The following is a 16,026-nucleotide window of genomic DNA, read 5'->3' as shown; positions in this document are numbered from 1 at the left end:
TTTTCCTAACCTAGGAGAAGTGACTATTGCAGCAAAATGACACCATAAAAATAGCAATTTGTCTCCCTTCTTCATTTTGAGCAAAAATCATAAAATATTAATGTAAAGCTTTATAGCATACTCAAATTAGCAATTTATCCCAACTTGAGAGGTATAAAAATCTAATTTTGCAAGCCAGCAGAAAACAAAATAGCTTTTTGCTTTACTATTGATGTTTGCTCATTCGCATTCCTGTTTTAGAAACAGCGAATCAAAAAATAATAAATCTAACACTATCCAAAACCTATGAAAAGAAAATCCATAGTGATTGCGTTACATTTTTTTGCTTTAACCACCTTTGCGCAAGAAAATTTTCCGTACAAAAATCCAAATCTGCCAACCGAACAGCGTGTCAATGACTTGGTATCGAGAATGTCATTAGATGAAAAAATAAACCAATTAATGGATTCTGCTCCCGCAATTGACCGTTTAGGGATTCCGGAATACAACTGGTGGAACGAATCGCTGCATGGTGTTGCTCGCGCAGGATATGCGACTGTCTTTCCCCAATCCATTTCAATTGCTTCCTCTTGGGACCGCCAGCTGATATTGGATGTTGCAAGCGCAATTTCTGATGAGGCTCGTGCCAAACATCATGAATATCTGCGAAGAGGACAGCACGGAATGTATCAGGGATTGACTTTTTGGTCGCCTAATGTGAACATCTTTCGCGATCCACGCTGGGGGCGCGGACATGAAACTTATGGGGAAGATCCGTTTCTGACAAGCCAGTTAGGCCTTAATTATGTAAACGGACTTCAAGGCAATAACGAAAAATATTTGAAAGTGGTTGCAACGGCCAAACACTATGCCGTGCATTCCGGTCCCGAACCGTCCCGCCATTTTTTTGATGCGAATACAAGCGATATTGATCTTTATGAAACCTATCTTCCAGCCTTTAGAACTTTGGTAAAAGAGGGACATGTTTATTCTGTAATGGGCGCGTACAACCGTTTTAGAGGGGAGTCGGCCAGTGCGAGCCCTTTTCTTTTCAATATTTTGAGAAATGTCTGGGGATTTAATGGTTATATCGTATCAGACTGCGGCGCTGTCACGGATATTTGGAAATACCATAAAATAACAAATGATGCTGCAAGCGCTTCGGCACTGGCAGTAAAAAATGGTTTAGATTTGGAATGCGGAAGCAGCTTCAAGTCTTTAAAAGAAGCTGTTGACCGCAAATTAATTGCTGAAGCAGACATTGATATTGCTGTAAAACGTTTATTTACAGCTCGTTTTAAGTTAGGAATGTTTGATCCGGATGAGATTGTCCCTTTTGCACAGATTCCGTTTTCAACCAATAATAATGCAGCGAACGATTTTCTGGCCAGAACGGCTTCGCAAAAAAGCATTGTTCTTTTGAAAAACCAAAATAACGCACTGCCGCTTTCTAAAGAAATCAAAACGATTGCCGTTATTGGACCGAATGCTGATGACATTCAGTCCTTATGGGGGAATTACAGCGGAGTTCCAAGCAATCCGATTACTGTTTTAAAAGGAATTCAGAATAAACTGGAGCCAAATGCAAAAGTTTTATATGCTAAAGGAACCGATTTGGCAAAAGGGGTTCCTGAAATGAAAATCATACCGTCAATATTTTTCCAGAATGAAAACGGAACGCAGGGCTTAACTGGAGAATACTACGACAACCGCGAATGGAACGGAAAACCTCTTTTCACCCGTATAGATGACAATGTTGATTTTCATTGGGACATCAACACGCCGGATCCCCGTTTGAAAATGGGCAGCTACAGCGTGAAATGGACTGGCTATCTAACGGTTCCTAAAACGGGAACTTATACTATTTCAGAATGGTCGAAACCTTTTATGACTGTTGAAATTGAAGGGGGAAAAACTACTGGAGGAAAAAACAACCATCATCCGCGTTTTCGTCCGCAGAAAATAGATTTAGCGGCAGGCAAAAAATATAAAATAGAAGTTAAATACCAGAACTTCTATGGAGACGCCATTGCACAGCTGTTATGGGCAGAACCTGAAGAAGGCTTATTGCAAAAAGCAGTCCAGACCGCAGAACAGGCAGATGCCGTGGTTCTTGTCTTAGGGTTGAATGAGCGTCTTGAAGGCGAAGAAATGAAAGTGGAAGCGGATGGTTTTAATGGCGGAGACCGAACAAGTTTGGATCTTCCAGCCAATCAGGAGGAGCTTATGAAAGCCGTTAAAGCTACCGGGAAACCAGTTATTTTAGTTTTAATTAATGGAAGCGCGCTTTCTGCAAATTGGGCCAATGATAATCTGCCTGCTATTTTAACGGCAGGATATCCAGGGCAGCAAGGCGGCAATGCGATTGCAGATGTTCTTTTTGGAGATTACAATCCAGCTGGAAGACTTCCGGTAACATATTACAAATCTGTAGATCAGCTTCCTAAATTTGAAAATTATGACATGGAAGGCAGAACGTATAGATATTTCCATAAAACGCCTTTATATCCTTTCGGATTTGGTTTAAGCTATACGACTTTTAAATACTCCAATTTACAGCTTCCCAAAGATTTCAATTCTGATGCAGATTTTAAAGTCTCTGTTGACATAACCAATACAGGGGAACGCGATGGAGATGAAGTGGCTGAATTGTACATTAAAGACGAAAAAGCCACTACTCCTCGTCCAATATGCCAATTAGAAGGTTTTGAGCGAATCCATCTTAAAAAAGGAGAAACAAAGACCGTTACTTTTACCATTGCTCCAAGACAGCTTTCTATGATCAATAAGAAAAAACAGAGAGTTGTAGAACCTGGCTGGTTTACTATTTTCGTCGGAGGAAAACAGCCGGACGGATCTAGTGACATTCAAAGCGGAAGAATAAATTTCATCGGAAAAACCATAACTCTTGAAAAATAGATTTTACAAACTATAAAACGAACTATTAACCATTCTTATTATTTACAATGGACCAAAACCTCGCTTGCGCAGACTATGCGGTTTTTATTATTTACTTTATCGTAGTCTCTGTCTACGGTTACACGGTTTACCGCAAACGTAAACAGGACGAACATGATGCTAAAGCTTACTTTTTGGCTGAAGGAAATTTAACCTGGTGGGCAATTGGAGCTTCTCTTATTGCGTCTAATATCTCGGCCGAGCAGTTCATCGGAATGAGCGGGGAAGGTTTCTTTTTAGGAATTGCTGTTGCCGCTTACGAATGGCTTGCTGCCGTTGCCCTTATTATTGTTGCTGTATGGTTTATTCCCGTATATCTTAAAAACAAGATTTACACCATGCCACAATTCTTAAAAACACGTTACAATGAGTCTACTGCACTTATCATGGCAGTTTTCTGGCTGTTTTTATACGTTTTTGTGAACTTAACTTCTATTCTTTATTTAGGAGCTGTAGCCATTAACAAACTTGCTGGTGGAGAGTATCTTCACGTGATCATGCTTGGATTGGCTATTTTTGCCTTGTTTATTTCTCTTGGCGGAATGAAGGTTGTAGCTTATACAGACGTTATTCAGGTGGCTGTATTAATTATTGGAGGTTTGGTAACTTCTTATATTGCCTTAACAACAGTTGCAGAAACTTTTGGTGTTGGCCAAAACGCAATTGCAGGTTTCAAAGTTTTAATGCAGCAGGCTCCAGAACATTTCAAAATGATTATTCCAAAACCAACCGCGACGTCTTCTCAGTTAGAAATTGATAAATATTTAACTTTCCCTGGATTGTTATCTTATGCCGCTGGTATCTGGATCATCAACTTAAACTACTGGGGATGTAACCAATACATTACGCAAAGAGCGCTTGGTGCGGACTTACAAACAGCTCGTACAGGTATTTTATTTGCTGGTATGTTAAAATTATTAATGCCGCTTATCGTAATGCTTCCTGGTATTGCTGCTTACGTTTTATACACTAACGGACACTTGCCTCAATTGGAGGGAGGAGTAAAAGATGAGGCGTATTCTGCTATATTAACATTCCTTCCAACCGGATTAAAAGGTCTTTCTGTTGCCGCTTTAACTGCTGCAATCGTAGCATCTTTGGCTGGAAAAGTAAACAGTATTTCTACAATCTATACATTAGACGTTCATAAAAAATACATCCAGAAAGAGGCTGGCGAAAAACAGCAGGTAAACATCGGTCGTCTTGCCGTTTTTGTTGCCATGCTTTTAGCCGTTTTATTTACATGGAATGACGTTTTAGGAATTGGAGGAGTTGGTGGATTTACATACATCCAAAAATACACTGGATTCATTAGCCCTGGAGTTTTTGCAATGTTCTTTTTAGGTATGTTCTGGAAAAGAACTACTGGAACAGCAGCAATCGTTGGGGTAATTTTAGGATTCTTATTATCTGTTTTATTCAACGAATACGCTCCAGCTTTATTTGGAAACGACACACTTTTATACACAGCTTACAATAACGGAAAAGGAGCTTTCGAAATTCCGTTCCACATCTGTATGGGATTATCATTTTTATTTACAATGATTGCCATGATTCTAATAAGTTTCGCTGGTCCGAAAGTAAACCCTAAAGCATTTGAAATTGATTCTGAAATGTTTAAAGTAAAACCGCAGACAACAGTCTTAATCGTTATTACATTATTGATTATTGCTGCACTTTATATTAAGTTCTGGTAATAAATTATCAGTTCTATTCTCTCTATTTTTACAGTTGTTGTTTGTCATGAACAACAGCTGTAAATCTTTAGTTAAAATTAATCTAAGAGTTGTTTTAAAGAAATTAGGTTTTCAAATATCTAAATAAGTATCTCACAAGACAACAAAAAGAATCAATTTATAAATTATCTTAAGCATTGCAGCAAAAACAGACTTTTTAATTTTAATCTTCAGATCCTTAAATTCATTTTTTGATGTTGGTAAAGTTCCAGAAATTCACTTTCCAGAATTTGTAAGGGATGCATTGACAAGAGGTACAAATGGGGTACAAATAAAAAAACTGCAAAAAATATGCAGTTCTTAATTTTAATATCTTTTATCTAACCTGTTATTTACTTCTTTTTGGATTTCTGCTATAGTCTTAATTCGCCCGGACTTAATCCAGTCAAGTAGTTCAGTCTTTTGAAAATAAAGTCGCTTGCCCTTTTTACTTACAGGCAATTCATTCCTGCATACTTTAGAATATATAGTGGCAACAGAAAGCTTCAAGAGTTTTGAAGCATCCTGGATAGTAAGCAAGTTATCGTCAATCTCTATTTCCTCTTTCGCGCTATTTTTTAAAATCCTTTCAATATTTTCTATACGTAAAGAAAGTGTTCCTAAAATATCCGGCAAATCTTCAAATTTATATGGTTTCATAATATGCATAAGTTTTCTAGATGCAAAAAGGTTTGCATCACAATTAATTTTGCTTATTTCAAGCTTTAAAAAGTAAAGAAATTAATTAAGCCGCTATAGTTAATTCACTATATAACAATACATTATCAGACGATTCATTTATTCTTAAAAGTCTTTCCAAATCATCCAAAAAATGATGGTTTGTAATTTGTATCGTAAGGCTCACTCTATGGGACAAAAGATAAAAATCATCTTTTGTTCCATTTTTTTTATCCCGTAACTCCTTGTTTATCAAATATATACTCTCTACAATTTTGTTCACTCTAGCGGTTTGTATTTTATTTTCACGAATCGTAAAATTTTCAGGGTAAACTAAACCTATTAGACTCCGAGCTTCTGATAAATCCATATCTACATAAGCTTCATTCATTTTAATTAAATTCTCAATGCCTTTATTTAAAAGGGATTCGATGCTGTGTCTATATTTTGCTATGGATGATAATTCCCTTTCAAGGTTTGTAATTCGTATAGTGTAGTCATCTTTCATTAATTTATAATCATCGGAATCTATTTTCGATGTTAAAAGAAGATCTCTTGCATTACTTAATCGAAGTTCGAAATCTTTAATCTGCTCTAAAAGTCTTCTTTTCTGTTCACCAGTATTGTTAGCCAATTCTCGATGGGTTTCAAATATAACCGAAGTGTATAATTTTTTAACTTCCGGTATTGGCTGATATTTTTTTAGATTTTCAGTAAATAATTTGTTGGCTACTTCTGAATTGATTCTAAATTTACACTGGGCTTCACAATGATAATAATAGTAATGTTTATGTCTGCCTTTACACTTGCTTCCCTGAAGCTTTTTTTGACACTTTGGACAATTAAAGAACCCTCTGAGGGGAAATTCTACAACTGTTTTAATTTTAGGTCTGTAAATACGTGATTTTCCATCTAAAATATCCTGAACATTATAAAAAAGACCTTCCGAGATTAAAGGCTCATGCTGTCCTGTAACTAACATGCTTTCTTCATCTTTATATTGGGGAACAAAAATTTTACCATAGTAAATTGGATTTCGAATTAAACCCCACATATTGCTTTTGGTTCTTGTAAAACCTCTTCTGCATGCAAGATGGTAAACTTGTTCAGTGTTAAACACTCCTCTTGCAATTTCTTCGAATATCCATCTCATTACTGATGCAGCCGGCTCTACAAGAGCAATATATTTGGTTCCGTCCTCTTTGGATTTATTTGTATAACCAAAGGGAGCAGTTCCCATATATCTTCCTTCTTTTTTAGCTCTTCGCATTCCATGAAAAGTATTTAAAGCCCGTCTGTCATTCTCTACTTCTGGGGCAGCGAGATAAAAAGCAAGCATCATCTTATTTTCAGGAATAGATAAATCAAGAGGCTGTTCGATAGCTTGTGGCTCCACTCCAAGTTTTCGTAGAACACTTATCATTTGGTATGCGTCACCAGCATTTCTACTAAACCTGTCCCATTTTGTAAATAAGACAAAGTCGCATTTGTTTTTCTCTCTTTTAAGATTAAGAAGTAATTTATTCCATTGTGGTCTATTAAAGGTTTTGGCTGAATGATCTTCATAAATAACATTACGAACTTCAATATAATTTATAGAACAATACTTACGTAGGACTTCTTCCTGATTTCTTTGTGAATATCCCTTCTCAGCCTGCTCGTCTGTGCTTACACGAATGTATAAATCTGCAATAATACTCATGATTCTAAAAATTTTGAAACGACCGCATGGGCCAATTTTTGTAAAAATAGCAAAATTTCAGTTGCTTCTTCAATTGTAACATTCATACCCTCAGAGTTTAACATTTGCATAGCTTTCTCTGGAGTTATTTTTCCTCTCATTTTTTCTTCTTCATTTTCCATCATCATCTAATTAAATAATAAAAGCCCTTTACGGGCTTTCATGGTTATTTATCTATGCTCAATCGTAAAAGTAAATCTTGCTTCCTTGTGTTTTCTTAAACGAAGGCTCGTATTTAAGATATCCATAATCACTCAATTCCTGGATGCATCTGTGATAAGTATGCGGAGAGGAAATCTTTGCTATTGGTGTTATATCATGTCTATAGACCTGTATTGGGTTTACAAACTGATTCTGCGTCCTATACTGAAGCAAAGACATGTAAATAGCAATATGTGTCGAGCTTATTCGAAAATCATTTTCAATTGCTGTAAAAAAGTCCGATAGCGGTTTTAAATTTTCCATTTTGAATAATTTATAAACTTTTACTTTTAGCTGTTCTATGTTGTCTTTGAGAAGACTGTATCGCTAAACACTTTGCTTGCTTATTTGAAGTTTTGGAATTTTGATTTAAAAGATCCGAAAGCAATACTTTTTTTAAATCTTCATTGTGGATCAATAGCCCTCTATTTTGTGGATTAGCTTCTACATAAAAATTTTGAGAACTGCCATTTCTTTCTAAATTAACCAGCTCTCTGCCTCCATTTTTTAAAGATCCCAAGATTTCCCCAACCTGTAATTGATCCAAAGAATTTATAGGCAATTCTTCCAAAGCCTTCTTTAAATCATAGCCGTACTCTTGAGGAAATTCTTTTACTCTATAACTGCCAGATGCATCTTTATCATTTAAATCCAATTGCTTCCAGATTCCATCGATCAAAACCGCCCGACCTGAAAGTAATTCATAAGACTGTCTTGCATTAACACCATCGTCTGTAAAAAAATGCTGTCTATTTTCTTCATTTTTGGATTGTGAATAAAGACTGGTTTTAAATCCTTCAAATTGATATTGGCCGGACTCATCTTTTCTAAAATTAAGAGAATGATCTAGTCTCTCTTTTTCATTTAAATAGTAAGAAACAGGCACAATAAATTTCGTTTCTCCCAGATTCAAATATCGCTCGACTTTTTTAAAAGCATCTTTAAAACCTATTCTTTCCAATTTTTCCTTAAGCTCATTGTTAGATTTCGCTTCAATTTTGCTGTAAATAGAAGATTTTAATCTCACATTCATCCTTAGAACAATGTTTTTATAAATAAACCTTCTTAGCTTTTCTGGGTATAACTGGTTTACCAGATTATCGTGCTCGCCTTTCACAACTTGAAGAGTAAGGTTTTCATAAACACTATTCGTCTTACGATATCTAGCCAGCACACTTTCATACCATTTTAACTTCTCCTTTAAAAGAGAAGTTTCAATTGAAGGACTGGAACGGAAAAGCTTTTTTAGGTTTTCCTCTTTACTATTCCAATCGTTTATTTCAACTGCAAGCCTATTGGTAAGGGACTGATCGTCCATCATTTTTTACTTTTGATTATTTATGCTAAACAGATTTACCCGCTTTTCTTTTGCGGGCTGTTGAGTTCTGCTCTTTCTGTGCTGGTTCATCATCATTATCCTTGCTGACATTTTTATCCTTAGATTCCGACTGTTTTTGCTGTTTGCTTTCTCTATGATTGATTCTCTGAAGGCTGCCATCATACACATTTAATGTTTTAAACTGAGGATTGGCCTCTACAAACATTTTACTTTCCACACCATTGACAACAAAAGTTACAGACTGCAGATTTCCTTTCTTAAGTGAGCTCATCAAATTTTCTTTGTAGTTTGGAGTCTGAAGCTCTTTAATAGAATGTTTTTCGAGACTGCCCTCTAAGTCATAGCCATAATTTTGATGAAAATGATTTATTTTAAAATTGCCATTGCTCTCTGATTCTTTAAAATCCATTTTTAACCATGCGTTGTATGATTCCCCTTCCTTGGTTTTAAGATCTTTGTTCACAGAACGGCCTTCCATCAAATTGTAAGCTTCCTTAAGAGTTATACTTGTGCCATCATTATTTATATAAAATGTTTGCTCCAGTCCAGGCTTGTTCTCTTCTTTCTGCAGATTCACATGATAAGAATTAAAAAAGTAAATGTCACTCTGATCTGATTTCTTGAAATTCAATTCAACTGTCAAAGTATCATTGTTTGGCACTCCATTATTCATAATCCCGCTATGGATGATTTTAAAATCCTTATCTCCTTTCTGCATTTTCTCTTTTAGTTCTGTTTCAAACGTTTCCCCCATTCCAGTGTATTTTAACTGGTCCTTTAGATATTCTAAATTTTTCTCGTTCATTGTATTTGCATTTAAGTTGTTTTCATTCAATTCAATTCATTTCTCTCTTTATACAGATGCATAAATTTACTTACATCAACGGTCTCTATTCGAGAAGTATCAATACCGCTCTCTAGAATTATGTTTAAATCATTGATGAGAGATGTTATTGGAATATTCTTAAAATAATCAACATCATTAGGTCCCACAAGGCAATAATCCTCTGCAGCCATCCATGTTCTAAAAAACTGAATAGTATCACTGTCAGTAATTAATTTCAGAGGATATGCTGCAAATTGATAACCGTATGAAACCATCTCTTCCGCGTATGATAACAGCTTTTCAGCATCTGCTACATTTATTGTCATGATATATCTCGTTTAAAATTTATCCATGTTAAATGCCTCGATTGGAAATACTTTCTCGGTCAGGTTACTGCTGATATCAAGTTCAAGATGTCTTCCACCATTTTTTTCAATTAGCTGAAGTGTGAGATATTTGTTTTCAGGAATAGTAAACTTTTCGAGCGCATAAACTTTTACTACTTCAGACTTATAGGGGATCAAAGTGGATGACGTAGTTTTATAAAGCGGCTCAATTTCTATTTCCTGCGATGCAGTACGTTTTGATTTTTTTTGATCCCTGATAAAAAATCGGAACTGATCAATGTCATAGTTAATCTTTGACTTATTTTCAAATACTATCCTCAAATACAAAACATCCTGATAAATAAAAATACCGTTCAGCTCTAGTCTTATCTGATACTTAGATTTGTTATAACCGCCGATTTTATTCTTTTTAGATAATGCCAGGGAGGCACATTGTTCTATTTTTTTCTGGTTTTCGTTCTCAAGTGAAAATAAAACATCTTTACTGGCAGCAATGGAATTCACGGCTTTAACATTCAAATCCGGACAGTCATCATCATAATTCAGTACAAATACGTATAATCTCGCGTCAGAAGTCACAACAGTCAGGTTGGTCTGAATGAAATGCTGTTTAGCTGCTTTAATCAGTAATATATTCTCTACACCTTTGGCTTTCTGTACCAGTACCTCATCACTTCCTTTATCAATGCTCTTGATTGGATAGGAAAAAACAATACTTGTTGTTTTGGAGTATCCGATCTGAACGCTTTTGTATTGGTCTTCGTTTGCTATCGTCTCTTTTACACTCAACTGAGGATAGGCTAAAACAGAAAACAGCAATAAACTCATTTTAAATAAATGATTAATTCTTTTCATTTTTTTTCACTTTAAGGTTTTAGATTCTTTTGTTTTTCATCATACAGAAGTACCTGATATCCTGCTTTAACTATTACTTTGATGAGTTTTACTTTCTTGCTTAAAAGACTTTTTGCCGCCTCGATACCCATTCCTGCTGCCTGAGCTCCCCATGAATCTGTAACACCGGTCAACCCTAAAGTCTGTATTGAACGGTCTGCAGAAGCCTTCGCTACATCCCTGCCGATTGCACCTGGAATATTTATCCCTTCCATTCCATCAATATCATAAACCGCAAGCTGAACTGGGAATATTGAGCTTCGGTATTGCAGATTTTCTATCTTTATTTCAAGTCTTTCCCCTTTCAAAGTGGCAACACCATATAGGAAAGTGTTTTTTGGAATTACTGTACCCTGAATTACCGCATCACCTCCGAGTCTTAATTTTATAATTGATCCGTTGACAACAGTCTGGGTTTCATGCACAAATGCTTCCAGTGCATTTTGAGGAGAATCTCCATTTGTTGCATCTTCTACTGTATAAAAAGCATTCTGTTGAAAATTGTTCTCTGCTTTATTTTCCTGAAGTGAAGTAATATTTACTGATGCTTTTTTGCTATCTACGTTATAAACTTTTCCTTTCTTACTTTCTGAATTTTTAAGCAGCTTTTCCGCAACTCTTGAAGGATGTTGGATATCGAGTATGTTTTCAAGCATACCGCTCAATTGCTGCAGTTCGGGATCTGGCTGAGATTCCCCCATAGTAGACATCATTTTTTCTAAGTCCTTGATTTGAGTAGAAACTTCGTTAGATGAACCATAATTCTCAAACTCGCTCATGTCCTGCTCATACTTGTCTACTGTAGATGGCTGACTGATGGCTTTCTGCAACAAATGAAGTTTTTCATATATCTTTTTTTCATTCCTGTTCTGCAGCGGTTCTGAATTTAGCCCTCGACCGTTACTTAAAAAATCTTTTAACCTCACATCTGATTCAGCAAATGGACTCTGAGATTGATCAAGCAACTTATTATTAGAGTAATTCGGATCTTTTTTAATTTGTTCCTGCAGTTTAATGGAGTCTACCGCCGCCTGGTCATAATAGCTCATTTTATTTAAAGATGAATCTTCCTTAAACTTTGGAATGGGCAGATTAAAATTGAAACCTTTTTTAATTTTATTTTCTGCCGCATCTGTACTCATCTTTCCTCCACCTAATGTGTAAAACAAAATAGATATGAAGGGAAGAGTTATCAATGGCAGCATTAAAAGCATTTTTCTTTTTTTATCTTCTTTCATAGAAATATTTTTTTGTTCCATGTCTTTACTTTTTAAAATGAATTAAATTATTGTTGAAGGCTTTACCATTCTGTTCCCCGACTGAAAAATATCTCAGTTTAAAGCCTCATAAACGATAAATAGAAAATAAGCAGAACTAAATGCAATAAATAATACCAGGAAAAGAATCAGTTGCTTTTTGGAGAATCCTTGCGTAAGAAACTCCATCTTTCGCACCCATTTTTCCTGTAGAAACAGATAGTATCTGTTGTATACAAATGGCGCTTCTCTTTTTTTAAATAGCGATTTCATCTACTTTCTGTTTTCTAAACCGAGGTCTTTATTTTCAATAGTATTGAAACGTTCGATTAAAAAGCCGTGAGGATTATTATCACTTCTTGACACATTTCGAAGGCTTCCTTCGGTGACTAGACTTCTTTTTAAAATACTTGTAGTTCGAATTATACTTTGTCTGGCAAAACATTTAAATCGATATGGATAATCTTTTATGTCGATGTTTATGCTGTCTATTTGTACAGTCTGACTGATATTTCCTGATATGACTCCTGAATAGAATCCATTTTCCTTTAGGTCGTCGTAGATTCTTTTTGCACTTTCATCAGCCAGATATAATGCCTTCGTCACATTTGTTTTAATTACCTTGTCATCAGGGTCAAGGGTAAAGAAAAATTTGTGAAATGTTTTGACATGATCTCTGGCTTCCACTGGTATATTATCCTTCCTTTCAGAAGCATACGCTTCTAGTGCTTTGCCCGCTGCCAGGATATAAACCTTGTCTTGCATTCTGGCTACAGTCTGGAAACTTTTATAAAGCGCAAAACAACAGATAACAACACAGCCTGCAATAACCAGCATTGTAAAGCTTCTTACATATTTAAAAGCTGAATCAATATTCTTCATTTTAGTAAACATCATCTGTTTTTTTAAGTTTATTATGAATTTCCTTTGAGCTTGTCACCCATGTAATTTCCTTTCTCTTGAAAATAGGGAGATGAAGCTGAAGAGGTGGACATACTCTGTGACATCTTCCCTGCCGCATTACCCATGCTGTCCATAACCATTGTAGTTCCTTGTGATGCTTTGGAAATAACCGAACTGGTTGAACCGCCAAATAAACTCGTAGTCTTTTGAACCAAGGCTCCCCCGCCGCCTGCATGCACTATATAATTAGCCACTGAGGGTACAGTGAAATAGCCAATAATGCCTATTATTAAAAATATCAGGTATGCAATATCTGTTCTGCTGAAGAAAGTATCGCCAGTCGCTTGAACCTGGGAAAGATCTAGTTTCAGCATTAATTCTTGTACCTTTCCAATAATACTTCCAAATATATTGGCAACAGGAAGCCATAAATAGATATTGATATACCTTGCCAGCCATACTGTGAGGGTGTGCTGGAATCCATCAAAGACTGCTATTCCAAAAACAAGCGGTCCCAAGATTGAAAGAACTACCAGTTGAAATGTTCTTAGGGTGTCTATACATAGCGCAGCCGCTTCAAACAATACCCTTAGCACCTCGCTCATCCGGAACCTTGGTGCAGCTCTTCGGGCGCATCGGGCTGAATGTCTATATCGGAAATGACGAACGGGCGCACGGGTCACTGACCTTTCATACCTCGGACATCAAGATACTCGTATTTGCGCAAGCGCAGAATAGTGCGCCCGCACCCGCCCTCAAAAAGCAGGAGGAATCGGAGAATCCCGACGACCTGCCTTTCTAAATCCTATCTCCTTTTAATTTTTATACACGCCTAAATACTGCATTATGAAAGCCTTACAAAAATCTTCTTATTCCGAGTATCGTGTAAGCGATGCCTTTAACAAAATCATCCTTAGAAGCATCACTTCCTATGACGGCAAGCGCAAAGAACAGCTGAAATCCTTTTTTCTTGACCTGCAACAGGGCGGGTGCATCAGCGGGATGATTTCGGAATTCATCTACCACGATGACTGCAGAGCATTTTACATCGAACATATCGATGACCTTGAAAACATAAGAGCCGAACTCGAACAGGCCATCGGCGAACCGATAGAGAACCGCTTTCAGACCCTGCACTACACTTTTGTGTGCTGGCTCTGCTTCGAGGAATACTGCTATGACCTCTATTCAAGGCTCTTTGCGTGAATTTTCAAACTTAAACATCTTCTTATGAAAGCTTCTGAAAATTTCAAAAATGCCATAGAGGGCTACCTCGGCACTTTGGCGCAGGGCGATGATGCCTTTGCGCCACACTACGCCAAAGCTTCCAAGAACTTGGAGAGCTGTCTGCACTATATTTTCGGCGAGGTCAAAAAAACAGGATTCTGCGCCTTTGACAATCAGGAAATATTTGACATGGCAGTCAAATACTACACCGATGATTCCATCGGCACGCCTGCTCCGATTGCTTGCAGAGCCGTGGTGCAGCCTCCTGCACCCGCCGACCTTTTCACGCAGCCCGAAATTCCTGCTGTGCCTGTCAAAAGCGAACCTGTTCCAACAGCAAGAAAAGATGTAAAACCTGCGGTGCAGACCGCCCTTACTCTCTTTGACCTATGATACCCAAAACCATCATCGAAAAGCAATTGACGGCGCTGAGCGCCTCACTTGCGCCCATAAGGGAAGAAGTTTTCACGTGGGCGGAGCAGAACATCTTTCTGAAATGGGGCGTGCTTTCACGAAGCAGATTCTACTGTTTGGAATGCGCCCACGTCTGGAAACCCTCCTGCCAAAGCACCTGCGCCAAGTTCACCACCTGTCCAGCCTGCAAAGGGAAGCTCAAAATGATGCCCTATAATCAGGTGCATTTCAAGGAAACCGAATACTTTGCCGTAGTGGAGAGCTGTGCGGGGTTTCAGGTGGTGCGGATGTTCATTGCCCACAAGCACATGAAAAAGAGCTTTGCGCCGACCTATTTCCACAAAGAGGTCATGCAGCATTGGATAAATCCCAAAGGCGAAGTGCGCACCCTTGCGCTCTCAACCAACGTGTTTTCCTCCACCCTTGATGCATGGAAATTCTATTCCCCGCTCGAAATAAAGCCAAAAGACTTCATCCGCAATGCCAAATTCTATATCAATCCCTACAGGGTCCATCCGCAGATGAAAGTGCTTCCGATTCTAAGGCGCAACGGCTTCAAGACCTCGGTCTATGACATTGCCCCGCACTTATTGTTTTCATCGCTTCTGTCCGACCCCATAGCCGAAACCCTGCTCAAATCCCGACAGCTGAACCTATTGCAGTATTACCTCTGCGCTTCCCGTCAGGACATCCGCCGAAACTGGCAGGCGGTCAAAACCGTCATCCGAAACGGCTATAAAATTTCTGATGTTCAGATATGGGAGGATTACTTGGAGCTGTTGCGCTATTTCAATAAAGACCTTTCCTGCGCCCTATACGTCTGTCCCGAAAACCTCTCAGAAGCGCACGACCGTCTGATGCAGAAAAAAAGGAATCTGCTCAGAAAGAAGAAGCTCCACGACCTGCGCCTTGAGATCGAAAAGGCGCAGAAAAGGTACGCAAGCGACAAAAAACGCTTTTTCGGACTGCTCTTTACGGAAAAGGACTTGAGCATTTCCGTAATCGAAAACGTAAGGGATTTTATGACAGAGGGCGACGACCTGCACCACTGCGTATTTGCCAACGAGTACTATGATAGAAAGGATTCCCTGATACTCTCGGCTAAAATCGACGAAAAGTCCGTGGAAACCATCGAAATCTCCCTTTCCAAAATGGAAATCCTCCAATGCAGGGGGCTGAAAAACAAGCCCTCGAAACACCATTCGCAGATAATGCGCCTGCTCTCTGAAAACCTGTATCAAATCAGGGAACGGATGAAGAAAAGAAAAGCCAAAACCGCAAGCCGATAGCACTATCGGCTTTTTTTTTGTAAAAACAGACATCAAAAGCCCGCCGGCTTGCAGCCGGCGGGCTCCGTTTTTTCAAGAAGTCTTGATTATCGGATGCTGATGGTGTCCAGAAGGTTTTCCTGATCTATGAAAGCCGCAATGTACTGCTGGACTTCATTGCGTTTCTCCTGGGCGGTTTCAAAGGTATTGATATGGTACTGCTCGTCCTGGTCCTCGATATGTATGATCTCGGTATATCCTTTTGAGATCAGGCTTCCTT

General features: G+C 37.9%; 14 protein-coding genes and 1 pseudogene. 5 read left to right on the top strand and 10 right to left on the bottom strand.

The window, feature by feature from the left end:
* Positions 1 to 285 precede the first annotated feature (285 nt).
* Both DMA14_RS17065 and DMA14_RS17060 read left to right on the top strand, forming a co-directional pair.
* Positions 286 to 2,898 carry a beta-glucosidase gene (locus DMA14_RS17065; protein ID WP_111425786.1) on the top strand — a complete coding sequence of 871 codons (2,613 nt, stop codon included), beginning with the start codon at positions 286 to 288 and terminating at the stop codon, positions 2,896 to 2,898.
* 47 nt (positions 2,899 to 2,945) lie between these two features.
* The gene (locus DMA14_RS17060) at positions 2,946 to 4,634 is read left to right on the top strand and encodes a sodium/sugar symporter (RefSeq protein ID WP_111425785.1); all 1,689 of its coding nucleotides are present in this window, start codon (positions 2,946 to 2,948) and stop codon (positions 4,632 to 4,634) included.
* Between the two features lie 345 nt (positions 4,635 to 4,979).
* On the opposite strand, the gene DMA14_RS17055 is transcribed toward DMA14_RS17060, so the two are convergent.
* From DMA14_RS17055 to DMA14_RS17010, 10 genes and pseudogenes are all read right to left on the bottom strand, one after another.
* Entirely contained in the window at positions 4,980 to 5,312 is a 333-nt protein-coding gene (locus DMA14_RS17055) for a helix-turn-helix domain-containing protein (protein WP_111425784.1), read from the bottom strand.
* Positions 5,313 to 5,397: 85 nt separating this feature from the next.
* Positions 5,398 to 7,032 (bottom strand): recombinase family protein, encoded by a 1,635-nt coding sequence (locus DMA14_RS17050; protein WP_111425783.1) that lies wholly within the window; start codon positions 7,030 to 7,032, stop codon positions 5,398 to 5,400.
* Entirely contained in the window at positions 7,029 to 7,193 is a 165-nt protein-coding gene (locus DMA14_RS22765) for a hypothetical protein (RefSeq protein WP_157957725.1), read from the bottom strand. Before DMA14_RS22765 ends, DMA14_RS17050 begins: the two co-directional genes overlap by 4 nt.
* Before the next feature lie 353 nt (positions 7,194 to 7,546).
* Positions 7,547 to 8,593, bottom strand: a complete 1,047-nt coding sequence (locus DMA14_RS17040) for a hypothetical protein (protein ID WP_157957724.1) — start codon at positions 8,591 to 8,593, stop codon at positions 7,547 to 7,549.
* A gap of 22 nt (positions 8,594 to 8,615) precedes the next feature.
* The gene (locus DMA14_RS17035; RefSeq protein ID WP_238989995.1) at positions 8,616 to 9,416 is read right to left on the bottom strand and encodes a hypothetical protein; all 801 of its coding nucleotides are present in this window, start codon (positions 9,414 to 9,416) and stop codon (positions 8,616 to 8,618) included.
* A gap of 26 nt (positions 9,417 to 9,442) precedes the next feature.
* The gene (locus DMA14_RS23010) at positions 9,443 to 9,763 is read right to left on the bottom strand and encodes a hypothetical protein (protein ID WP_238989994.1); all 321 of its coding nucleotides are present in this window, start codon (positions 9,761 to 9,763) and stop codon (positions 9,443 to 9,445) included.
* A gap of 12 nt (positions 9,764 to 9,775) precedes the next feature.
* Positions 9,776 to 10,639: a conjugative transposon protein TraN gene (traN, locus tag DMA14_RS17030; RefSeq protein ID WP_111425780.1), complete on the bottom strand. Its 864-nt coding sequence runs from the start codon at positions 10,637 to 10,639 to the stop codon at positions 9,776 to 9,778.
* Between the two features lie 11 nt (positions 10,640 to 10,650).
* On the bottom strand, positions 10,651 to 11,937 hold the full coding sequence (traM, locus tag DMA14_RS17025; protein ID WP_111425779.1) for a conjugative transposon protein TraM: 1,287 nt from the start codon (positions 11,935 to 11,937) through the stop codon (positions 10,651 to 10,653).
* A gap of 270 nt (positions 11,938 to 12,207) precedes the next feature.
* Positions 12,208 to 12,816 (bottom strand): conjugative transposon protein TraK, encoded by a 609-nt coding sequence (traK, locus tag DMA14_RS17015; protein WP_262510335.1) that lies wholly within the window; start codon positions 12,814 to 12,816, stop codon positions 12,208 to 12,210.
* A gap of 32 nt (positions 12,817 to 12,848) precedes the next feature.
* Positions 12,849 to 13,442: pseudogene (locus DMA14_RS17010) on the bottom strand (conjugative transposon protein TraJ); the annotation flags it as partial.
* Between the two features lie 241 nt (positions 13,443 to 13,683).
* Between DMA14_RS17010 and DMA14_RS17000 the strand changes: the two are divergent.
* The 3 genes from DMA14_RS17000 to DMA14_RS16990 are packed head-to-tail and all read left to right on the top strand — an operon-like array spanning position 13,684 to position 15,767.
* A complete protein-coding gene (locus tag DMA14_RS17000; RefSeq protein ID WP_111425776.1) occupies positions 13,684 to 14,043 on the top strand; it encodes a DUF7222 domain-containing protein in 360 nt (119 codons plus the stop codon).
* 24 nt (positions 14,044 to 14,067) lie between these two features.
* Positions 14,068 to 14,457, top strand: coding sequence for a PcfK-like family protein (locus DMA14_RS16995; RefSeq protein ID WP_111425775.1), 390 nt, complete (start codon positions 14,068 to 14,070; stop codon positions 14,455 to 14,457).
* Positions 14,454 to 15,767 (top strand): PcfJ domain-containing protein, encoded by a 1,314-nt coding sequence (locus DMA14_RS16990; protein ID WP_111425774.1) that lies wholly within the window; start codon positions 14,454 to 14,456, stop codon positions 15,765 to 15,767. Before DMA14_RS16995 ends, DMA14_RS16990 begins: the two co-directional genes overlap by 4 nt.
* The last annotated feature ends 259 nt before the right edge of the window (positions 15,768 to 16,026 follow it).

The organism is Flavobacterium sharifuzzamanii (assembly GCF_003254585.1).
Classification (GTDB): domain Bacteria; phylum Bacteroidota; class Bacteroidia; order Flavobacteriales; family Flavobacteriaceae; genus Flavobacterium; species Flavobacterium sharifuzzamanii.
The sequence above is the reverse complement of the archived record's forward strand: the minus strand, read 5'-3'. Positions and strand labels throughout refer to the sequence as shown.